This is a genomic window from Lujinxingia vulgaris (assembly GCF_007997015.1).
Classification (GTDB): Bacteria; Myxococcota_A; Bradymonadia; order Bradymonadales; family Bradymonadaceae; genus Lujinxingia; species Lujinxingia vulgaris.
This window is the reverse complement of sequence record NZ_VOSM01000002.1, coordinates 630,757-652,038: the sequence shown is the minus strand read 5'-3', so window position 1 is coordinate 652,038 and position 21,282 is coordinate 630,757. Positions and strand designations below refer to the sequence as shown.

14 protein-coding genes are annotated in these 21,282 nt (G+C 66.4%); 9 read left to right on the top strand and 5 right to left on the bottom strand.

Going from position 1 to position 21,282, the window contains the following annotated elements; genetic code table 11:
* Nucleotides 1-25 precede the first annotated feature (25 nt).
* Complete coding sequence (locus tag FRC98_RS06205) at nucleotides 26-2,401, top strand: BamA/TamA family outer membrane protein (protein ID WP_230467330.1); 2,376 nt, start codon at nucleotides 26-28, stop codon at nucleotides 2,399-2,401.
* 104 nt (nucleotides 2,402-2,505) lie between these two features.
* On the opposite strand, the gene FRC98_RS06200 is transcribed toward FRC98_RS06205, so the two are convergent.
* A complete protein-coding gene (locus tag FRC98_RS06200; protein ID WP_146980412.1) occupies nucleotides 2,506-2,694 on the bottom strand; it encodes a hypothetical protein in 189 nt (62 codons plus the stop codon).
* Nucleotides 2,695-2,782: 88 nt separating this feature from the next.
* Nucleotides 2,783-3,856, bottom strand: a complete 1,074-nt coding sequence (locus FRC98_RS06195; RefSeq protein WP_230467329.1) for a PEGA domain-containing protein — start codon at nucleotides 3,854-3,856, stop codon at nucleotides 2,783-2,785.
* A gap of 333 nt (nucleotides 3,857-4,189) precedes the next feature.
* Between FRC98_RS06195 and FRC98_RS06190 the strand changes: the two genes are divergently transcribed.
* Nucleotides 4,190-4,537, top strand: a complete 348-nt coding sequence (locus FRC98_RS06190; RefSeq protein ID WP_230467328.1) for a rhodanese-like domain-containing protein — start codon at nucleotides 4,190-4,192, stop codon at nucleotides 4,535-4,537.
* A gap of 118 nt (nucleotides 4,538-4,655) precedes the next feature.
* Here FRC98_RS06190 and FRC98_RS06185 read toward each other — a convergent pair whose 3' ends face one another.
* Nucleotides 4,656-5,246, bottom strand: a complete 591-nt coding sequence (locus FRC98_RS06185; protein WP_146980409.1) for a hypothetical protein — start codon at nucleotides 5,244-5,246, stop codon at nucleotides 4,656-4,658.
* A gap of 264 nt (nucleotides 5,247-5,510) precedes the next feature.
* On the opposite strand from FRC98_RS06185, the gene FRC98_RS06180 reads away from it, so the two are divergent.
* Entirely contained in the window at nucleotides 5,511-11,333 is a 5,823-nt protein-coding gene (locus tag FRC98_RS06180; protein WP_146980408.1) for a tetratricopeptide repeat protein, read from the top strand.
* A gap of 135 nt (nucleotides 11,334-11,468) precedes the next feature.
* On the opposite strand, the gene FRC98_RS06175 is transcribed toward FRC98_RS06180, so the two are convergent.
* Together FRC98_RS06175 and FRC98_RS06170 are read right to left on the bottom strand one after the other, a co-directional pair.
* A complete protein-coding gene (locus tag FRC98_RS06175; protein ID WP_146980407.1) occupies nucleotides 11,469-12,218 on the bottom strand; it encodes a type 2 periplasmic-binding domain-containing protein in 750 nt (249 codons plus the stop codon).
* Nucleotides 12,215-13,330, bottom strand: a complete 1,116-nt coding sequence (locus FRC98_RS06170; RefSeq protein WP_146980406.1) for an ATP phosphoribosyltransferase regulatory subunit — start codon at nucleotides 13,328-13,330, stop codon at nucleotides 12,215-12,217. Before FRC98_RS06170 ends, FRC98_RS06175 begins: the two co-directional genes overlap by 4 nt.
* A gap of 223 nt (nucleotides 13,331-13,553) precedes the next feature.
* Here FRC98_RS06170 and FRC98_RS06165 point away from each other — a divergent pair, with 223 nt between their 5' ends.
* The 6 genes from FRC98_RS06165 (at nucleotide 13,554) to FRC98_RS06140 (ending at nucleotide 21,270) form a co-directional block, all read left to right on the top strand.
* On the top strand, nucleotides 13,554-15,764 hold the full coding sequence (locus tag FRC98_RS06165; protein WP_146980405.1) for a caspase family protein: 2,211 nt from the start codon (nucleotides 13,554-13,556) through the stop codon (nucleotides 15,762-15,764).
* Nucleotides 15,765-16,256: 492 nt separating this feature from the next.
* Nucleotides 16,257-17,030 carry a ribonuclease HI gene (locus FRC98_RS06160; RefSeq protein WP_230467327.1) on the top strand — a complete coding sequence of 258 codons (774 nt, stop codon included), beginning with the start codon at nucleotides 16,257-16,259 and terminating at the stop codon, nucleotides 17,028-17,030.
* Nucleotides 17,031-17,096: 66 nt separating this feature from the next.
* A complete protein-coding gene (locus tag FRC98_RS06155; protein ID WP_146980586.1) occupies nucleotides 17,097-18,125 on the top strand; it encodes an AAA family ATPase in 1,029 nt (342 codons plus the stop codon).
* A 57-nt stretch (nucleotides 18,126-18,182) separates the two neighbouring features.
* Nucleotides 18,183-19,058, top strand: a complete 876-nt coding sequence (locus FRC98_RS06150; protein WP_146980403.1) for a DUF58 domain-containing protein — start codon at nucleotides 18,183-18,185, stop codon at nucleotides 19,056-19,058.
* On the top strand, nucleotides 19,055-20,200 hold the full coding sequence (locus FRC98_RS06145; RefSeq protein ID WP_146980402.1) for a hypothetical protein: 1,146 nt from the start codon (nucleotides 19,055-19,057) through the stop codon (nucleotides 20,198-20,200). Before FRC98_RS06150 ends, FRC98_RS06145 begins: the two co-directional genes overlap by 4 nt.
* A complete protein-coding gene (locus FRC98_RS06140) occupies nucleotides 20,197-21,270 on the top strand; it encodes a VWA domain-containing protein (protein WP_146980401.1) in 1,074 nt (357 codons plus the stop codon). Before FRC98_RS06145 ends, FRC98_RS06140 begins: the two co-directional genes overlap by 4 nt.
* The last annotated feature ends 12 nt before the right edge of the window (nucleotides 21,271-21,282 follow it).

Sequence of the window (21,282 nt, the reverse complement as noted above, 5' to 3'; positions counted from 1 at the left end):
TGCCTGAATGACGTGGTGTTGCGCTATGGCTTCTGCCCCATCCCATCGCGTCGCGCTTGCGAGTGTGCTGTCGCTGGGGCTTCTGGCCGGCTGCGCGACCACCTCCGAGAGCGACTACATCGTGCCGGGGACCACCGATCTGCGCATCAGCCGGGTGGAGTTGCGGGGCGTAGAGCAGGTCTCGGAGAGCGAGCTTCGGGACGGCCTGGCCACGCGCGAAGATCCGGGCTGGCGAGCCGCCGTGCCCTGGCTTCCCCTCATCGGCGCCGAGCATCAGTACTTCAATCAGTTCAGCTGGCAGCGCGACCGAGAGCGCATCGAGACCTTCTACCAGCGGCGTGGCTACTTCGGGGCGACGATCGTCTCGGAGTCGATCATTGAAAACCCGCAGGAAAACACCGTCAGCGTGCGGGTGACCATCGATGAGGGTGAGCCCACGCGCATTGAGCGCATTGAGCTTGAGGGCCTCGACCCCTCGTCGAAGATCTCCCGTGACGATCTTCTCGAAGAGCTCCCGCTGACCCCGGGCGCGATCTTTACCCAGGACGACTACGTGACCACCCGCGACGCGCTGGGACGGCGGCTGCGCGAAGCGGGTTACGCTTACGCTGCGGTCAGCGGCCGCGCCTTCGTCGATCCGGAGACGCGCCAGGCCGATGTGTTCTTCTTCATCGACGCCGGTCCCCGCTCACGCTTCGGTCAGGTGCATATCTTCGGGCTCGAAGACGTCGAGGAGCGTTTTGTGCGCGAGGCCATCACCATTGAGCCGGGCGAACAGTACGACCCACAGCGCCTCAATGAGACCCAGGAAGACGTCTACGAGCTCGGGGTCTTCGGGCTCGTCACAGTGCTGCCGGCCCACGAGGCTCGCGAGTTCACTCTGGAGGACGAAGAGGATCGCGAGCGCCTCGAAAACCTCCTCGAAGAGAGCGATGTCCCCGACGACGCCGACCCGCAGAAAAGCGTGGAGACATCCCCGCGCCCCGGCCTCGCTGCGACCGAGGATCCCGACGAAACCTCCACTGAGACCGACACTCAGGAGGGCGCCGACACCGATGAGGCTGCTGGCAACACCGCGCTGGGCGTGAGCACGCTTCTGGAGAGCGCTCAGCTGGAGGCCGAGCGCCGCAGCCGCCTCGACCCGGAGGTCCCGGTGGTGGTGCGCCTCAAGGAGGCCAAAAAGTACAACCTGCGCGTAGGGGCCGGCCTGGCCGTGGAGAGCGCCCGCCAGGATGTGCGCGGGCTGCTCAACTGGTCGGCGCGCAACTTCCTGGGCGGGCTTCGCCGCCTGGACCACTTCAACCTGGCCGGCTACGCCTGGGCTCCCGGGCTCATCCCCCGCGAGGAGCTGGTCAACCGCGGGGTGATCCTCTCCAGTGAGCTGCGCTTCTCGCAGCCCCAGTTCATCGAGCGCCGCACCAACCTGCGCTTAAGCGCCAGCGTGGAGCGCGATGTGCGCGAGGGCTTTTCGGTCTGGAACCCCGCGCTGCGGGTGGGCCTTGATCGCCCCATCTTTCGCAAGCTGCGCCTGGAGGCATCCTACAACGTGGCCTACTACAACTACTTCAACGTCGAAGAGTCGCTGGTCGACGTCTCCACGACCACCCTGGGCCTGGACTTCCAGACCGAGTTCTTGCTCGAGTACCTGGAGCAGTCCTTGATCCTCGATATGCGCAACGACGTGCTCGACCCCACCTCCGGCGCCCTGGTGGCCCTCACGGTTCAAGAAGCCGGCAGCTTCGCTGCGGGCGGCGAGTTCGACTTTATCAAGCCGGTCCTCTCGGCGGAGGGCTACGTCCCATCGGATCTTCTGGGCCGCTCGGTGCTGGCGATGCGCACGCGCCTGGGCAGCGTTTACAACACCGGCCGCGACACCGGCGTGCCCATCCAGAGCCGCCTCTACAGCGGCGGCACCGACGGCATGCGCAGCTTCGGTCGCCAGCGCCTCTCTCTCTACACCCCGTCCGGGGAGGCGGTGCCGGTGGGCGGGCTCACCCAGTTTGAGTGGTCGGTGGAGCCCCGGGTGCGCCTTGTACCCAACCTCTTCTCGATTGGCGACGTGTGGGGCGCGGTCTTCGTTGACGCGGCCACCATCCTGCGCGGTCAGCTTGAGGTCGACACCGCCGCCAACGACCAGGGCACCGTCAGCTTCAGCGAGCTCGCCCCCTCCCTGCTCTACGGCCTGGGCACCGGCGTGTGGTGGAACACCCCGGTGGGCCCGGTGCGCCTGGACTTTGCCTACACCTTAAGCGACACCACCCGGGACCCGCGCTTTCGCCGCTGCGCCGATCCTTCCACCCAGGGCACCGAGGCCTGCGTCTTCGTGCCTCAGGATCAAGACGCCATCCAGGAGCTGCTCGTGGGCTACGGCTTCTACCTGAGCATCGGGCACTCCTTCTGATCGCGGAGAAGTCGCGCTACCACGCCACGTTCCGCGCATCGCCGGGCATAAAAAAAACCGGGCCCGAAGGGCCCGGTTTTGCATCTCATCTGTGCCGCTTTGCGTCAGGGCACGATCGTGATGTCGGCGCTGTTGACGTCTTGCTCCGAGACGCCGAAGCCACTCCAGGGCGTCAGCGCGAAGAACGCCAGGGCCATCGCCACGATGATAATTTCGACGGGGTTCTCATACCACCAGTCCCAGAAGACCGGGGTCTTTTTGCGAGAGATATGCTGAGGAGCGCGCTCGGACATCGTTAACTCGAACATGGGTAGGTTAAAACCATCGACCAGATCACCGCCAGAGGTACCACCGGGGGGCATCTGGCGCAAGACGTTGTGCTTAGAAGCGCCCACCAAAGCTCATGCCGAAGCTACGCGCCGAACCGCCTGCACCCGCATCCGAAAACCCGGGCGCCTGGGAGGCCGGCGGCAAGCGCCCGCTCCAGTCGCGCCCCAGCAAAAAGAAGCCCGAGCCGGTCAGGACCAACCCGCAGCCCAGGGCCTGCCCCACATTGACCGTTCCGTAGGCCGCCCCCGCTCCGCAGAGCGCGCTGCCCACAAACCCCATCACCGCCAGCGTATTGGCCCACCACGGGGGCGCAACGCTGATGCGATCCAGGCGCACGGGGCGGTCCAGCGCCCTCTCGGAGCCGGGCATCGGGATCACATCATCGCCGCCGGCTTCGGCGACCTCCTCCTCGGCAGCCTCACCGACCTCCGCGCTGGCTTCTTCTTCAGCCGCTTCGGCCGGAGCCTCTTCGGTGGCGCGCTCGTCGACGATCGGCGCTTCAACCTCGTGGACCTCCACCTCATCGGCCTCAGCACTGGCCAGCTCCTCACTCTGGCGAGGAGGCGCGGCGCTGCCGACCTGAAAGATGCGCTCGACAGTCGCGCCGGCGCCTACCTCGACGACGGCCTGCAGGCGCTGGCGGTCAGGGAAGACCAGCGTCACCACGTTCTCCCCGGCCCCCACCGGCATCGTCACCGGCGCCTCGCCCTCCGGCTCGCCCATATACTCATTGAGGTAGACGGTGGCGCCGGCCGGCACCGAGTCGACCACCAGGTAGGCCTGGATGTTCTCCTCAAGATCGCGCAGCTGATCGATCTTTGCGCGCACCCTCCCCTCGACCGGGCTGTCTTTATCGAGCTCCAGGTAGCGCAGCAGCGTCTGGCGCGCGCGGGCGTAGTTGCCCAGGTTCTCGTAACTCAACCCGATACGGTAGAGCAGGCGCACGTCTTCGAGCACATCGAAGGCCTGGCGGTACTTGAGCAGCGCCCGACTGAACTCGCCAGCGTCGTAATGATCATTGGCCTCCCGCACCGTATCAAGTGCCGCCTCCGAGCTCTGGGCGTAAAGGGGCGCGCAGAAGAGCAGCGCCATCACCGCCGCCGCTGCCGCCAGCCATCGTCTCATTGAGCGTGCGCTCACCATGGATACCGCTCCCATCGAAGGCCGCCCCTTAAGGAGCAGCCGCATGTCCATCGCATTGCCAGTAGTCTTCGGTCTGCAACCTAACCAGCAGCCCGTCTCGAAGCAACCACAACGCCCCTTCGGGGGATGCGCGGTTGCTAAAGAGCGGTCGGGGACTATATTACTCGCCAGCAGCTGTCCTGCCCCGCGGTCGCGGCCCTCTCCCCGAGAGCGCCGTTGTCCCGAATCCGGCCGACCTCGCCAAGATACCGCGGGCATCTGGAGGACACAAAAGGCGTAACTGGCCCAGAACAAAGGATCTTCATGGCACGGTTGATGTCTAGCACGGAGCTTCAACAGCGTATCGCAGAAGGCGAAGACTTCGTACTGATCGACATTCTCAACCCCGAGGACTACCAGCGCGAGCACATCCCCGGCGCAATCAACATCCCTGTGGAGTCGCTCAAGGAGCGCGCCCGCAAGGACCTGGGTAAAAATCAGCGCATCGTCGTCTACGGCGACAGCCACGACGCCGAGGCGTCCAACCGCGCGGCAAAAATCCTCGAGGAGCTTGGCTTCCGCAAGGTCTCCGACTTCGATGGAGGCCTGGACGCCTGGAAGAACGCAGGCTTCCTCACCGAGGGTAGCGAGGCTGAGATCGTCGGCGAAGTCACCCGCCTCTGATCACACAAGACCCTCGCGGCCCGGCATCATCATGTGCCGGGCCGCGCCGCTTCACAAAAAAACCTCGCCGCGATCGCGGCGAGGTTTTTTTGTGCGTGCATGGCGAGGTACTTAAAGCTCAGTCCTCAACGGTCGCTTCGGCGCGGTAGAGGATCACATCGCCCTCGGAGTTCGCCACCAGCGCCTGATACTCAGTGCCCGGGTTCTCCTCGACCTTGGCCCACTCACCGGCCATCTCATCGGCCCCTTCCTGGGTGCGGAAGAGCGCCAGATGCGCCGTCTCGGCCTCGCGGTCGTAGCGGATCAGCGCGAGCATCGTCTCATCCTGCACCTCGGAGGCCTGCAGGTAGGGACCGCCTTCGATGGCTTCGAGCTCGTCCATATCGACGATCTCCTCTTTGCCATCGGCAAGCGAGCGCACCACAAGGCCGTTATCTTCGCTCTTGGCGACGATCACGACCTCTTTGGCCGGAGCACCATCGAGGTTCACCCGACCGCGCTTCTCTTCTTCGGCGGCCAACAGGTAGATGCGGTGCGGAGCGATCCCGCGCGAATCGAGCAGCTTCTGCAACCGGTCGCGCTCCTCGAGCAGCTCCAGGAAGCGTTGTGCGTCGCGCAGGTTCGTGGTCCGAAACTCCACCTCGCCCTCCTCATTGAGGATCTTGCAGTGGCGCGCACCGCGCTCAATGACCAGGCCATCATAGGACATCAACTCGTCTTCATTCGACGTCACGATTGTTACCCTTTTGTTTCGAGATTTCTGAAGAATTTCGGGACTCAAAACCCGCCAACGGGTCGTTATCATTAGCACACGCGTGCCCCTTGTAAAGTAGGTCGCGTCAGATGCGCCCGCATCGCCCCCCTTCTTGCGCCCCGGCGTGGGCTGTGCGACCACATCCTACGACCAGAATTCGGGGCGATGAGGCGTGTGCTACGCCATCCTCCCCCCTTACTTCCAAATGACGTGCCCGCTATGATGAAGTTTCTCCTTCGCCATCGCTCCCATTCCACAGCCTGGCTTCTGGCGGCGCTATTGCTCGCCGGCTGCGCCCACGATCTTCAACGTGGCGAGGATGCGCTGCGCGCCGGCGACGCCGCCCGCGCTGAGAGCATCGCCCGCGAGCAGCTTGAAGAAGAGCCCGGTAGCGCCCGCGCCAACCTGGTGTTGGCCGAGGCGCTGGTGGCGCAGGAAAAATATCAGCAGGCGCTGCGCCCGGCGACGCGCGCGGAGCAATCTGGTGAGTTCGGCGCGCGCGCCTCCACCCTGGTCGCCGGCATCAATGAGGCGCTCAATGAGCCGGCCGAGGCCGCGCTGGCCTACCTGCGCGCCCGCGACGATGACGACGAAGCGGTCGACGCTGCGAAGTTGGCCGAGGTTCTCGAGGCCGGCATCACCCACGCCGAGGTGCGCCAGCAGCTCCCCACCCTCATCGCGCTGCGCACGGCGCTGCGTAAGCTCGACGCCAACCATATTTCCGCCACCCTGGATCGTCTTCGTGCTGACGTGCTGCTCTATGCCGATGAGTTGGCCGCGCGCGGCGAGTACGTCGAGGCGGTCGATCTTCTGGAAGGTGTGCTGGCCACCGACCCCGACTTTGAGGACGGCGCCTCACAGCTCGGCGCGCTCTACCTGAAGCTCGATCTTCCCGATGAGGCGCTGCGCGTCTGGCGCGACACGGCCTCTCGCGTCTCCGATGACGAAGCGCGCGCCAAACGGCTGGTTGCATTCGCAGATCGGGCCTATGAGTTCGACGCGCACGCCGCAACCGTTGATCTTCTCGAAGAAGCGATCGCGCTGGTTCCCCCGCCCCATCCCGACCTTGTGCATGTTTACTCGCGACTTGCCCGCGCCTTCCTCGACGCCGAGCAACCGGCGCGCGCCGAGGCGGCCCTTCGCGCCTCCCTCGACAACGAGCCCGAAGAGCTCACCGCCGCCCACTACACCCGCAGCGCGCGCCTTGCCGCCGACTACGGCGCCCCCGAAGTTGCGCTCAACATCTTGCTCGACGCCTCCGAGACGGTGCAGCCCGACTGGCCGATGACCGAGCTCCTGGCCAACCTTCTGGCCTCCCGCGCCCGACTCGATGAGGTCGAAGAAGTCATCAACCGCTTCGTCGAGGCCAACCCGCCGGCCCATGTCGCTCTGGAGCGCGCGGCCAGCTGGGCGCAGCAGCGCAACAACCTCCCGCTGGCCCGCTCGCTCTACGAGCGCGCCCTGCAGTTCCCCGAGACCAGCGACAACGCCAACCTCGCGCTCGGCATGGTGCTCATGGAGCTCAAAGATCGCGAAGCGATGCTGCAGGCCTTTATGGCCTACCTGCAGGCCGTCGACATGGAGACGGCGAGTGTCTTGCAGATCACCACGCTGCTGACCCGCGAGCGCTTTTTTGAAGAAGCCGAACGCCTGCTTAAACGCCTGGGCAACCAGACCCGCGAAGACATCCGCGTGGTCGAGGCGCTGGCCGGGCTCTACGCCACCTGGGGGCGCCCGGCCGACGCCGAGGCTACCTACGACGCCTGGATCGCCGCCCGCGGCAATCAGGAAGAGGATCTTCGTTTTGTCGCCGAGCGTTTCTGGCGTCTGGGCGATCCGGGCCGCTCGCTGAGCTATTACGAGCGCTCCGCCCGTGCCGGCAACCACCGATCCTGGCTTAACGTGGCCGACATCAACTTCGAGCAGGGCCGCTTCCCGGCGATGAGCGCGAGCCTGGACCGCTACATCGCCGACAGCCCCGCCGAGGAGCGCCAGAGCGCGCTGGCCGACGCCCTGATGCGCTACCGCCGCGCCAACCTCCCCGAGCGCATGGAGTCCACGCTGGTGGCGCTTATCGAGCAGGCGCCTGAAGACTGGCGCTGGGTCGAGCAGCTCGCCGACCTCTATTTTGACACCGGTCGCGACGCGCGCGCCATCGACACGCTGGCGCAATTTATGGCCGCGACCGATGCCCCGGCCCAGGCCTTTGAGGGCATCCTGATTCGCCTGGGCGCGCGCCAGCGCGCCTCAGCCGCCCTTCCCCTGGCACGCCAGATCTTTGGCGATCGCGACGACTTCGCATCTAACCGCGTCTTCGGCGACGTCTACGACGCGATGTCTCGCGAGGCCGCCCTCGACGACGCCACCGAGCTGCGACGCCGCGCCGCGCACCACTACCGCCGCGCGCTCGAGCACGCCGACGCCACGCCGGAAGGCTGGAGCGAGCAGGCCGACGCCCTGCTGCGCGACTGGAGCCGACAGGCCGACTTCTGGCGCCAGCGCCGCTACTTCAACGTCGCAAAACTAGCCTACGAGCGCGCCATCGCTCAGGGTAGCTCGCCATCCTCGGTGGCCCTCCCCTACGCCGAGACGCTCCTGGAGCTTGGCGAGTTTGAGCGCGCTGAGACGACGCTTGAGCAGCTCCACCGCGACCGCTCCCGCAGCACCCGCGACGCGGTCCGCATCGCCGAGCTCCTTATGAAGTTCGGGCGTTATGAGGCCGCCGAACCCTACCTGCAGCTCCTCTTCGCCTCACCCGACGCCGACGCCAACCGTCAGGGCTTTACCCTCCTGGCGACCATGTACCGCCAGCAAGACCGCCTCGACGAGCTCAGCCCGCTCATCGACAGCTACCTGGCCAAAGCCCCCAACACCCTCATTGCCCGCCAGCTCATCTTAAGCACCCTGGAGAGCGCCGGGATGTGGGATGAGGCCATCGCTCAGCTGGAGCGCATCGCCTCGATGGCCCCCGGCGAGCACACCTACCTCATCGCCATCAACCACTTCCGCGCGGGCCGCGCCGACAAGGCCGCCGAGCTGCTCACGCGCTGGGCTGCCGAGGGCTCGCAGACCGAGATGTGGCTCGCCGCCTCCGACTTTCTGGCCGACCATGGCGAGCTGGATCAAGCGCTCACGCTCCTCGATACCGCCCTGGATCGCGCCCCCGGCGACCGCGCGCTGCGCCTGCAACGCGCCACACTCCGCGCCCGCGCAGGCCTGCTCGAAGACGCGCTTGATGACGCCAACGTATGCCTCGATGAGCGCGAGGAATGTCCTGGTGCGCTCATCACCAGCTTCATTGAGGAGGTGAGTGTCGCGGGGCGCTTTGACCTGGCCGCGCCCTTTATGGAGCAGGCCCGCGTCAACTCCGCCCGCAACGCCGCCGAGACCCCGGGACGCACCCACCCGGCGCTTCTCTCCGGCGATCCGGAGCAGGTCCGCGCCTTTGTCGATAAGGTGCTCGGCCAGGGTGTCGGGCTCACCGAGCTCGTCAACCAGCTCGACACCGCCGGCTACCACGCGCTGAGCCAGGCGATGATCGAAGAGGAGCTCCGCGAAGGCGACGCCGCCACCGGCGCCCTGCTGCTGCTCAACCGCCAGCTCGCCATCACCCCTGGCGCCGCCGTCGACGATCTTTTGATGACCCTGCGGCCGGTGATCGACCCGCTGGATCGCAGCAATGAGGATTTTGTAGGCCCCGTCGGCGACACGCTCATCCGCATGGGACGCCGCGCTGAGGGCATCGCCTACCTGCGCGCCGCAGTCGATGCTGGCGACGTCAGCTACCTCGGCCAGCTCGCTCAGGCCCTCATCATGGAGGGCCAGTTCGACGAGGGCATGAGCCTGCTGGTGCGCGCCGTCAAAGACCCCACCGCCAACACCGAGAGCGCCGCCGACGCGGCCATGCGCCTGGAGCTCGCGGCTCAGCCCGAGCTCGCACGACGCCTCCTGCAGGAGCTTGCTCGCCAACCGGAGACCAGCGCCCGGGCCTTCCCGCTTAAGGTTCATTACGACCTGGAACACCACGGCGACGTGACCCGTGCACTTGCCGACGTCGACGCCCACCTGACGTGGATGCAGGAGCTGCGCGGCGCCGACTTCGGCCAGCAGCTCAGCAGCGACGCCCTCGAAGACGCCGTCGTCGGCGCGCTCGAGACCATCGCGTCTCTGGGCTACGTCGAAGCGGTCCTCGGACACCTCGACACCCTGCCCGACGCGCTTCAGCAGTCGCCGCGCCTTGGCCGCCTTCGGCTGCACGCCGCATTGCTTCGCGGCGACGATCAGGCCATCGACGGCGCCACCGACGCGCTGCTCGCCAGCGCCGACAACGCCCCGGAGGCGCGCCGCCAGATCACCCACCAACTCCTGGCCTTCGGCCACACCGAGCGCGCCGACGCCATGCTCGCGCCGCTGCTGGAGCGTCATCCGGCCGAGCCGGCCAACTTCGCCCTTCAGCTCGCGTTGCTGCGCGCCACAAACGCCCCGGACGCCGCCCTCACCGACGCCGCCGAGGCGCATATCAACGCCAGCGCCGACCGCCAGCTCGCGCGCACCCGCGTCAGCGAGCAGCTCTCAAACCTCGCGCTGGACCACCTCGCGCTCGACGTCGCCCGCCGGGGCGCAGCCCAGATCCCGGTGGTCTCCGAGCTCAACCTCGCCATCGACGCCGCCGTCTTGGAAGGTGATCTCAACACCCTGCGCGATCTTCTCCCCCGGCTGATGCGCACCGCCGACACCCCCGAAACCATCCTCACCAACCTCTACCGCCGCGCCCGCTACAGCCCCGACATCCGCGTGCCGCTGGCCATCCTCGACCACCTTCAGAGCCTCCACCCGGCCGCCATTGGCTGGGAGGTCGAGCGCATCTACCTGCGTTTCCGTAACGGGGACGTCGAAGAGGCGCGCGAGCGCATGGTGGCGATGGTGGAGCGCTCCAATGCTCACCCCTCGGTGGTCGACGAGCTGATCAAGATGCTCAGCACCGAGCGTCTCGACGTGGAGATCGCGCGGGTGCTCGCCAGCGCGCTCGACCCCGACACCCTGGGCCCCCTGCACCTGCGCGCCATCGCCGAGGCCGAGCTGGCCATGGGCTTTGACGATCGCGCCGAGCCCTGGCTTGCCCGCCTCGACGCGCTCGCCGGCAACCCCTCGCATGGGGTGGCCATCGCCACCGACCTCAACAAGCGCCGCCTCTACGACGCCGCCTTGCAAGCCCTGGGTGAGCCACAGGCCGAAAACTCCCCGGCCTTCGATGCCGCCCACGCCATCGCGACCATGGGCAGCGGACAGCCCGCCGCCGACAAGCTCCTCGCTGCGATGCGCCGCGGCATCCCCTCGGTCAGCGCCCTTCACGATGGTCTGGTCGCCGCCATCGACGGTGAGCTCGCAGAAGATGCACGCCAGGTCATTGAAGCCCTCACCCAGACCCCGATGGCCCCGGCCTACGCCGCCACCCAACCTCTGCAGCTCGTGCTCACCGCGGGCGCGGTCGACCGCAGCGGGCGCGGCATGCAGTACGTGCGCGACTTCCTCGACACCCGCCTCCCCCGCATCGCCAGCAGCGCCGGCATCAACTGGCAACAATTCGCCGGGCAGCTCGCCGAAGCCTACCGTCACCACGACGCCCTGGCCGCCTACGGCGTCTACCGCGACCGCATCTACCAGTCGCTGTTGACCAGCCCCCGCCGCGAGAACCTGGCGATCTACCTCAACAACCTCGCCTACATGTACGCCACCACCAACGCCAACATCGACGAGGGGCTCGCGCTCGCCAGGCGCGCCATCGCCCTGGCCGGCGGCCGCAACTCAAGCTATGTCGACACCCTGGGCTGGCTGCACTTCCGCCAGGGCGATCTCACTCAGGCGCGCGACACCATCAGCAGTGCGCTCAACGTCTACGACGGCAGCGCCGTGGGTCTCGAAGAGCTCTACCGCCACCTCGGCGACATCCTCGACGCCCAGGGCCAGCATCACAGCGCGGCCTGGATGCACATCTACGCCGACCGCGTCGGCCAGCGCTCCCCCTGGGAGGGCGTCCCCTGAACCTCATATTTTCCAGGCTGGCAACACCCACAAAAAAGCCCGGGCGCGCGCGCCCGGGCTTTTTTAATCAACTTTTTTAATCAACGTTTCATCGTCGCACTGCGAACGCTTTTCGCACGCGTCGACCTGGCCGACTCAGCCCGCGATCTCCCCGCCGGAGTCTTCATCCCACTCCAGAAAAGGCCCCGGTAGCTGCTCGTCTTCATCATCGAAGGGGATGTCGATCACCGGCGGCGCGGCCACCGGCTGCGCCTGCAGGCATTTGACCAGCGCCTGAATCGCGATGCGCCGCCGCGAGCCCAGCGCGCGGTTCACCACGAGCTTGAGTTGGCTGTGACCCAGCACATCAATGGCGCGGAAGTCGTGTTCGTGCATCGGCGCCGGATCTTCGAGACGATCCACAAAGGCATCGGCCAGCCCCAGCAGACACGCCGTGTAGGTGTCGCTGACATTGACCACCTCCACGTTCATGCCGCGATGCGCAAAGACCTCGCGGGCCAGCGCCGGGTAAGGCGTGGCGATGCGCGCCAGCGGTCGCGATGAGAGGCTCGCAAAGGTCTCACCCTTAGGCGCGGCCAGAATCAACGGGTAGCGTCCGAACGCGAAGGTATAAGGCCGCCACACCTCCACGCCGGTCTCATTGAGAAGATCGGTGCTCATCACCCCCAGGTGGCTGATCGCGTGCTCGACGTAGGTGCCAACATCGGCCGGCGCCAGCGGGAAGACCTCAAAATCAAAGCCGCACCCCAGCGGGTCGCCCACGTGGTGGAGCCCCGGCATGTCCAGATCTGGCAGGGCAAAACCGCAGGCGCGCAGCTGTTCGACGATCGCGTCGAGCTCTGCGCTCATGGGCAACGCCAGCCTTAAGCTCTGTCGCTGTGTCATCCTCGCTCCTCGCCACGGGCAATGACGCGCGTGGGCAGGTTATTGCGTCGTCGCTCCAGCACCTCTTCAAAGCCGAGCACCGCATCGCTCTCGCGCACCGTCACCACCTCATGCGCGCGTCGACGCGCCCCGCCCTGGGCGACCTTCGGGTGCAAGAGCTCCACCAGCGTCTCCAACGAGAACGAGAAGCCCACCGCCGGCGTCTCTTTGCCAAATCGCCCGATCAACGTGTCGTAGCGCCCGCCCCGCGCCAGCCTGCGGCTGGCACCTTCGGAGACCACGCTAAAACCAATGCCGGTGTAATAGCCCGGCCCGTCGATCTCGCCCAGGTCGATGCGCACCTTCTTGCCGTAGCCAAGCTCGGCCAGCGTGCGCTCAATCGCCCGCAGGTACTGCACCCGCTCGATCAACGCGATCTCATTGGGCAGCGCCTGCTCGATCCAGTCGAGCTGCTGCAAGCCGCCCTCCAGGCCGGCGAGCACGGCGATGGAGTCGATGAAGGGCTTACGGGTGCCGAGCCCCTCGAGGATCAGGCGCACCTCATCGGGGTCGCGCGCCAGAATGGCCTCTTCCACATCTTCGCGGATGCGCCGCGGCGCGCCCGTAGCTTTCAGAAGATGGCGCGCCAGCTGGTGATCCGCCAGGTTGATGTGGAACATCTTGAGCCCCAGGCGCTCCAGCACCTCAAGCACAACCAGCAGCACCTCCACATCGGCCACCAGCCCGCCGCGCCCGATGAGCTCGGCGCCAAGCTGGTAGCTCTCGACCTGCGCGCCGCTGAAGCTGCGCTCAATACGCACAACCTTATTGGCGTAGCTCACGCGCAGCGGAAGCGGCAGCCCGCTGAGCTGAAACGCAAAGGTCTTGGCCACCGCCGGCGTCACATCGGGGCGCAGCACCATGAGGTTGCCGCCCCGATCCACAAAGCGAAAGCTGCGCGCGATCTGATCTTCGTCGAGCGCGCCTTGCAGAGCATCGAAACGCTCCAACAAGGGGATTTGAATTTCTCGGTAGCCCCATCCGCCAAAGACCTGCATCGCCTGGGCGGTCACCTGACGGCGAAGGCTCACTGAGCGGTCCAGCGCCGGCGTCGCAAACTGTATGTCCAGCACGTTGTGCTCCCTGGTGGGTCAACTCTCCACGTCGCGCGCTTGCCACTTCGGCGCCCTTTTAGGGGGGCAACCCTGCGGTGTCAATGGCACCTCATGACCGCCTCATGGTGCGCCCCGCCACCTTCGAGGTAGCGCGCCGCGCTCGACTGGATTGTCCGGGCCAAGACCATTACTAATGTAACGAATTGCGAATCATGATCTTCCCAATCGTATTGGAGCCAGTATGGCGTCTCTTCGCTCTCGTCATCCATTCTCACTGCTCGCAGCACTTGCTGCCGCGCTGCTCTTTCAGACGCCGACCCTCGCCAGCGCCCAGGCCCCGCCGCCGGGGCCCTACCCCGCGTTGAGCGCCCCGGCCCAGGTCGAGCGCTCCGGCGCACGCGACGCCGCCATCATCGTGGCGCTGCAAGACTACGTCTTTCTGCCCGATGTCCCCGGCGCCATCGACAACGCCAACGACTGGGAGCGTTTTTTGAGCGATGACCTGGGCGTGCCCCGCGTGCACACCCTCACCGACCGCCAGGCCACCCGCGAGCAACTTCTGCGCTTTGCCGAGCAGGCCGCCTCCGAGGTGGGTGAAGGTGGCACGCTCTGGTTTGTCTTCATCGGCCACGGCGCCCCGGGCTCCGCCACCGACGGGCTCCTGGTCGGCGTCGACGCCCAGCAAGACCCCGACAGCCTCAAAGCCCGCGGCCTCGCCCAGCAGGCGCTCCTCGATGTGCTCAACAACGGCAAGCAGGCCAACACCGTGATGGTCGTCGACGCCTGCTTCAGCGGGCGCGCCTCCAACGGCGACCCGCTCGCCCCGACCCAGCCGGTGATCCCGATCAACGTTCAGCCGACCTTGAGCAAATCCACGGTGATCCTCTCGGCGGCCGAGGCCACCGAGTTCGCCGGGGCGCTCCCCGGCGCCGAGCGCCCCGCCTTTAGCTACCTCTTGCTCGGCGCGCTGCGCGGCTGGGCCTCGTCGGAAGAGCAGGTCAGCGCGCGGGACGCCTGGAGCTTTACCCGCCGCGCGCTGCGCGGCATCCCCGGGCGTTTTCAACAGACCCCCTCGATCTTCGGCAACGACGAGCTCGTGCTGGTGCGCGGCGCCTCCGAGAGCAACCCCGGGATCGAGCAGATCATGCGCACCGCCGCCTCCAGCCCCTCCACCCCGCACTCCGATCCCACGCCGGCGCAGGCCAACCCGGCTGAAAACTCGGCGCGCTACCAGAGCTTCGCGCTCAGCCCGGGCTTTGTCCCCGACCCGGCCATCGGCCGTGGCCTGGCCGGAGGCGCCGTCAACGCCGCCTCGCTTGGCCCGGTCGCCGGCGGCGAGTGCATTGGTATGGTGGATGCGCGGCCCGACCATACGGTGAAACTCTCCACGGATTTTGGTTACCTGCGCTTCGGCATCACCAGCGCCGCCGACACGAGCCTCGCCATCCGTCGCCCCGACGGCAGCTTCCTCTGCGATGACGACACCCACGGCCTCAACCCCGAGATCGCCGGGCGCATGCCTGCCGGCGATTACCAGATCTTCATCGGCGCCATCGGCCAGGCCGACGACCGCACCTACCGCCTGGAGCTCTCCGAGCGCCCGGTCAACGCCGCCCCTCCGCAGAACCCGGGCTCATCCGCAGCGCAGGCCAACTTCCCCGGCCTCACCCTCTCCCCGGGCTTCACCCCCGACCCGAGCTCGGCCAGCGGCCTTGCCGGCGGCACCATCGACGCCTCCTCCATCACCGGCGCCACCGCCGGATGCGCCGGCAAAATCAGCAACCGCCCCGACCACATCCTCACCCTGGGCGGCCACTTCTCCACCCTCTACCTCGGCGTCAACTCCCAGGCTGACACCTCACTCATCATCCGCCGCCCCGACGGCAGTTTCGTCTGCAACGACGACACCCACGGCCTCAACCCCCGCATCAGCGGCACCTTCGGCCCGGGCACCTACCAGATCTATGTAGGCTCGCTGGCCAGCGGAAACCCCTCCTACGACCTCTACGCCTCCGAACTCAGTTACGGCGTCCCCTCCCCCGGCGCCGCCCCCACCCCCACCCCGGGAGGAAGCTACCAGCGCTTCTCGCTCAGCCCGGGATTCTCGCCTGATCCGGCCGTCGGCAGCGGCACCGCCGGCGGCAGCCGCGACGCCTCCTCCCTGGGCGGAAGCCCCACCGGCCCCTGCGCAGGCAACATCGACACCAGCCCCGACCATCGCGTCACCCTCCAGAGCAGCTTCAGCTACCTGAAGTTCAGCGCGAGCTCCCCCATCGACACCTCCCTTGTGATCCTGGGCCCCGGCGGCAGCCGCTACTGCAACGACGACTCCGACGGCCTCGACCCGGCCATCGAGGGCGCCTTCCCCGCTGGCGAGTACGAGGTCTACATCGGCAAAGTCGGCACCAGTGATAGCGCGAGCTATACGTTGGAGATCACGGAGCTTCGTTGATTCATTAATTCACTAAACTGCGTACGCACCGCCAATCGAGGCCCTCCACCTCCCCCCCAAACCGGTCACCGCCCCCCTTTTTCGCTCCTAACCCCGACAACCTGTCACACCTCGACCCATGTTTACGAGGGTCACCGTGACAGGTTGGCACACCCAGACCGCCTCAGGGGGGAGGTCACCTCCCCCAAAACACGCGCGATGACCGCTTTTCGGGGAGGTCACCGTGACAGCCTGGCACACCTCGACCGGTTTTGCCGGAGGTCGATGCAGATTTTTCTCGCCATCGACCCTTCTCCAGCCACCTCCCCCTCGCCAGAACACCCTCCCTGCCCCGCATCTGGCGATGCCTGCCCCTGTTTCCTACTTTTGCGAGCTGTGCTAACTCCACCCTCCCTGTTAGCGCTGGCCTCCGACGCGCACCCATTGCGGGCCAGCGCCCTTTCGTGGGCTCCGGTGCGCGACGCAATGACAAGCACAACCCCGAGGTTTTTTGTGGACTGGCAAGAGCGCTACTTCAAAGGCAAAAAAGTCTGGGTCAAGGTCGACCACCTGGGGGACCCCATCGTGGAGTCGGGGCGCGTGGAGATGCGCTACCAGAACAGCGAGGACGCCAAGATCTACCGCGCCTCCCCGGCCAACGTCTCCGCCCAGTCGGCCGAGCTCGTCGATGCCACCCGCGACTTTGAAGAAAAACTCGCCGGCAAAAAACGCCCCTCGTCGTCGAAGAGCGGGTCGAAGTCCTCAACGTCGGGAACAAAAGCGGCCCCGGGCTCCATTACATCGCTCGAAGCGCCCGAGCGCTGGGGGCCGCGCCACGAATCGACGTCGGTTCCCGACACCATCGCCGCGCTTGAGTGGCCCGAGGAGGGCGTCGTGGAGATTTACACCGACGGCGCCTGCTCCGGGAACCCCGGCCCCTGCGGCTACGGCGTGGTGATTCGCGATGGCAAAAACTACCGCGAGATCGGCCAGTACCTCGGCCAGGGCACCAACAACATCGGTGAGCTTATGGGCATCAAAACCGCGCTGGAGGCCGTCGAAGACCGCAGCCGCCCGGTGCATATCTACACCGACAGCACCTACTGCATCGGCGTGCTCACAAAGGGCTGGAAGGCCAAGGCCAACCGCGAGCTTATTCTGGAGATCCGCGAGCTGGTTTCGAAGTTCCCCGACCTGACCTTCCACAAGGTCAAAGGCCACTCCGACCACCCGCTCAACGACCGCGCCGACTTTATGGCGACCTCCTCGCTCGATGACGCCCGCTAAGCTCCCCACGAGTCAGACTTTTCAGACTTCGCCTCAACCTGATGACCTGCGATGGATGATCGACGTATGACCAACCCCGATGAGACCCCTCTGAGTTCGAGCGCCGCAGACCCCAACGCCGCGCTGGAAGAGCGCGTCGCCGACGCGAGCCAGTTTGTCAGCCGCATCCGCGCCTCGCTGGCCCCCATCGTCATCGGTCAGACCATGATGGTCGACCGCCTGCTCATTGGACTTCTGACCGGTGGCCACGTGCTGCTCGAAGGCGTGCCGGGCCTGGCTAAGACCCTTACCGTCAAGAGCCTGGCCGAGAGCATCCACTGCCAGTTTGCGCGCATTCAGTTCACGCCCGATCTTCTGCCGGCCGACCTCATCGGCACGATGATCTTCGATCAGGCCTCCCGCGACTTTGTGCCGCGTAAGGGTCCGGTCTTCACCAACATTTTGCTGGCCGATGAAATCAACCGCGCGCCGGCCAAGGTGCAGTCCGCCCTGCTCGAAGCCATGCAGGAGCGTCAGGTCACCATCGGCGACGCCACCTACAAGCTCGATCGCCCCTTCCTGGTGCTCGCGACCCAAAACCCCATCGAGCAGGAGGGCACCTATCCTTTGCCCGAGGCCCAGGTCGACCGCTTCATGCTCATGATCAAGGTCGGCTACCCCACCCGCTCCGAGGAGCGCCAGATCATGGACCTGGTCACCGAGAGCGCCGAGATGCCCACCCCGCAGCCGGTGGTCACCCCGCAGGAGGTCCTCGACGCCCAGCAGCTCGTGCGCCAGATCTACATCGACGACAAGCTCAAGGATTATATCGTCGACATCATCTACGCCACGCGTACGCCCGAGCAGTACAAGCTGCGCTCGCTGGCTGACTTTATCGACTACGGCGCAAGCCCGCGTGCCACCATCTACCTCAACCTCGCCAGCCGCGCGCACGCCTTTTTGGAAGGCCGCGCCTACGTGACGCCCGAGGACATCAAGGCGGTCGCCTACGATGTGCTGCGTCACCGCGTCGTGCTCACCTACGAGGCCGAGGCCGAGGAGTACACTCCCGAGCGCGTGCTCACCACGATCCTGGAGACGATCGACGTCCCCTGATCCGCGCCGCCCTCACGCCTCACACCCCTCTGACTTTTTCAGGACGCCCCCAGACCCATGCTCCCCGGTGAACTTTTTAAAGCGGTACGTCACCTCGAGATCGTCGCGCGCCGCGCGGTCAACGATCACCTGGCCGGCCAGTACCACAGCGTCTTTAAAGGGCGCGGCATGGACTTTCTCGATGTGCGCGCCTACCAGCCCGGCGACGATATTCGCGTCATCGACTGGAACGTCAGCGCCCGCACAAGCGAGCTGCACGTCAAACAGTTCACCGAGGAGCGCGAACTCACCGTCTTTTTGCTCGTCGACGCCTCGGCCTCCCAGTCCTTCGGCACCCGCCATCGGCGCAAACAAGAAACCGCCGCCGAGCTCGCCGCACTCATCGCGTTTAGCGCCATTGCCAACAACGACCGCGTGGGCCTGATCATCTTCACCGATGAGGTCGAGGTCTTTTTGCCGCCGCGCAAAGGCAAAAAGCATGTGCTGCGCGTCATCAAAGAGATCCTCGCCCCGCGCGTAGAACGCCGCAAAACCTCGATCAACACCGCGCTCGAATACCTCACCCGCATCAGCCGCAAGCGCAGCATCTCCTTTCTGATCAGCGACTTTCTGGATGCCGACTACGAGCGCAGCTTAAAGATCGCCAACCGCCGCCACGAGCTCATCCCGCTCGTGGTCGTCGACCCGATGGAGCGGCGCATCCCCGAGATGGGCCTGGTGCATTTTGAAGATCCGGAGTCGGGCCAGATCATCCCCGTCGACACCTCGTCCTCGGCGGTGCGCGAGGCCTTTGCCGCGCATATGTCGCGGGTGCGCCGCGATCAGCAGCGTATTTTTAACAAGCTGCGCATCGACAGCGTGACCATTGATACCGAAGGCAACCACATCGATCCCCTGGTGCGTTATTTCAAGCAGCGCGCGAGGCGACCATGATCTTTTGTCCACCAGAACATCCCAAACGCGCCCGACGCGCGCTGCTCATGAGCGCGCTAACGCTGCTGCTCCTCGCGCCCGCGCCCGGGCTGCTCGCCCAGGAGCCCACCGAGCCCCCGGCGGCCGACGCGGCAAATGATAATCGCGATGAAAGCGACGAGGCGCGCGCCACCCTGGAGAGCCACGAGCTGGTGGTGCCCGACGGGCTTAAAGTCGGCGACACGGTCAAGCTCAGCGTCAGCGTCAACCACGCCCCGGACCTGCGCCTGACCGTCGTGCCCCTTCCCGAAGGCTCGCGCTGGGAGCGCGTCGCCCTGGAGAGCGAGACGCGCGACGAAGGCGGCCAGAAGATCACCACCTTCGAGCTCGAATACGCCGTCTTTCGCCCCGGCCCCACCCGCTCCCCCGAGGTCGTCATCCGCGCGCTGGGGAGCGACGGCGAGCCGGTGGAAATCACCGTGCCGCGCACCCCGGTGCATGTCGCGCCGATCAGCGACGCCGGAGCCGGCCTTTTGAGCGCGCGCGGCGCGCGCGCCCTGCTCGTCTCCGACGCCACGCCTTACCTCATCGCCGGCGGCGCCTTAGGTCTGCTCGCCATCGGCGCTGTCGCCGGACTTATGGCACGACGACGCCGTCGCCCCGAGCCAAACGACGCCCCGCGCCAGCCCCCGGCCGAAGAGGCCCTGCAAAAGCTCGAGTTCCTGGCGAACTCCTCACTGCTCGAAGATGGCGAAGTCATGGCCTTCTACGTGCGACTCTCCGAGACCCTGCGCACCTACCTGGGGCGACGCTGGGGCTTTCCCGGCACCGAGCTCACCACCACCGAGATCGTTGCGCGCCTCAAAGAGCGCGCCACGCTCCCGGCCGACCTGAGCATCAGCGATCTGGCGCAGTGGCTGCGGGCCTGCGACCGCGTCAAATTCGCCGGCCACACCCCCGCCCCTGCCGAGGCGCGCCAGCATCTTCAGGCGGCCTTCCACATCGTCGAGCGCACGCGCCCGCGCCCCGAGCAAACGAGCGAGGCCGGCAAAGACAGTACGCAACCCACTGAAAACACAGCCATTTCAGACACACCAGACAAAACCCAGGCCTCACAGCCCCCCTCCGAGGCTCCCGACGCCAGCGAGGAGGACGCCCGATGATGAGCTCCCCCCTGCTGATCGCCACTTTCGCCTTTGCCCACCCCTGGGTGCTGGGCCTTTTGATCCTCATCCCGCTGCTGGCGGTGATGATGCTCATGCCCCGCTACCGCGCCCGCCGCCAGCCTTCCTTTCTCTTCTCGGCGACCGGGCGGCTGGCGCAGCGCCCGCGCGGCCCCCGGGTAGTGCTCGACCCGCTGATCGATCTGGCGCTGCTGCTCGCGCTGGCTGCGATGATCGTCGCCATCGCCCGGCCTCAGACCTCCGAGCCTTTGCCGGCTCAGGTCGAAGGCATCGACATCTTTGTGGCCCTGGACATGAGCGGCTCGATGCGCGCGATCGACCTCGACCCGGCCGAGGCCCGCGCGCTGGAGGCCCGAGGCCAGCGCCCGCCCACCCGCTTTGAAGACGCAGTACGCACCCTGCGCGAGTTCATCGCCACCCGGCCTAACGACCGCATCGGCGTGGTGCTCTTTGCGCAGGACGCCTACCTGCACTTCCCGCTGACCCTGGATCATGAGCTTTTGGACGACAGCCTCGCCAGCCTGCAGCTCGGCGACATCGACGACTCCGGCACGGCCATCGGCAACGCCCTGGGCCGCGCCGTGGCCGGGCTTGTGGAGAGCGAGGCCGAGTCCAAACTCATCATCCTCATCACCGACGGCGACCGCCGCGGCGGCAACATCTCCCCGGTGCAGGCCGCCGAGATGGCCCGCGACATCGACGCGGTCGTCTACCCCATCCTGGTGGGGCGAGAGGGCAAGGCGCTTATTGCGGCCGGCCGTGACATCTTCAGCGGTCGCATCGCGTATCAGACCAGCGAGTTCCCGATTAACCCCGAGCTGATGCAGGAGATCGCCAGCATCACCGGCGGCCAGTACTTCCGTGCGTTTGATGCCCGCTCGATGCGCGAGGATCTCCACGAGATCATCGACGCCTACGACCGCACCGAGCTCGAAGACATCAAGAGCGTGCGCTACCGGGAGCACTACCACTCCTGGGCACTTGCGGCGCTTTTGCTGCTGGCCTTCCACTTCTTCGCGCGGCACACGCTGTGTCGGACCTTTCCTTAAGAAGAGGCGCCG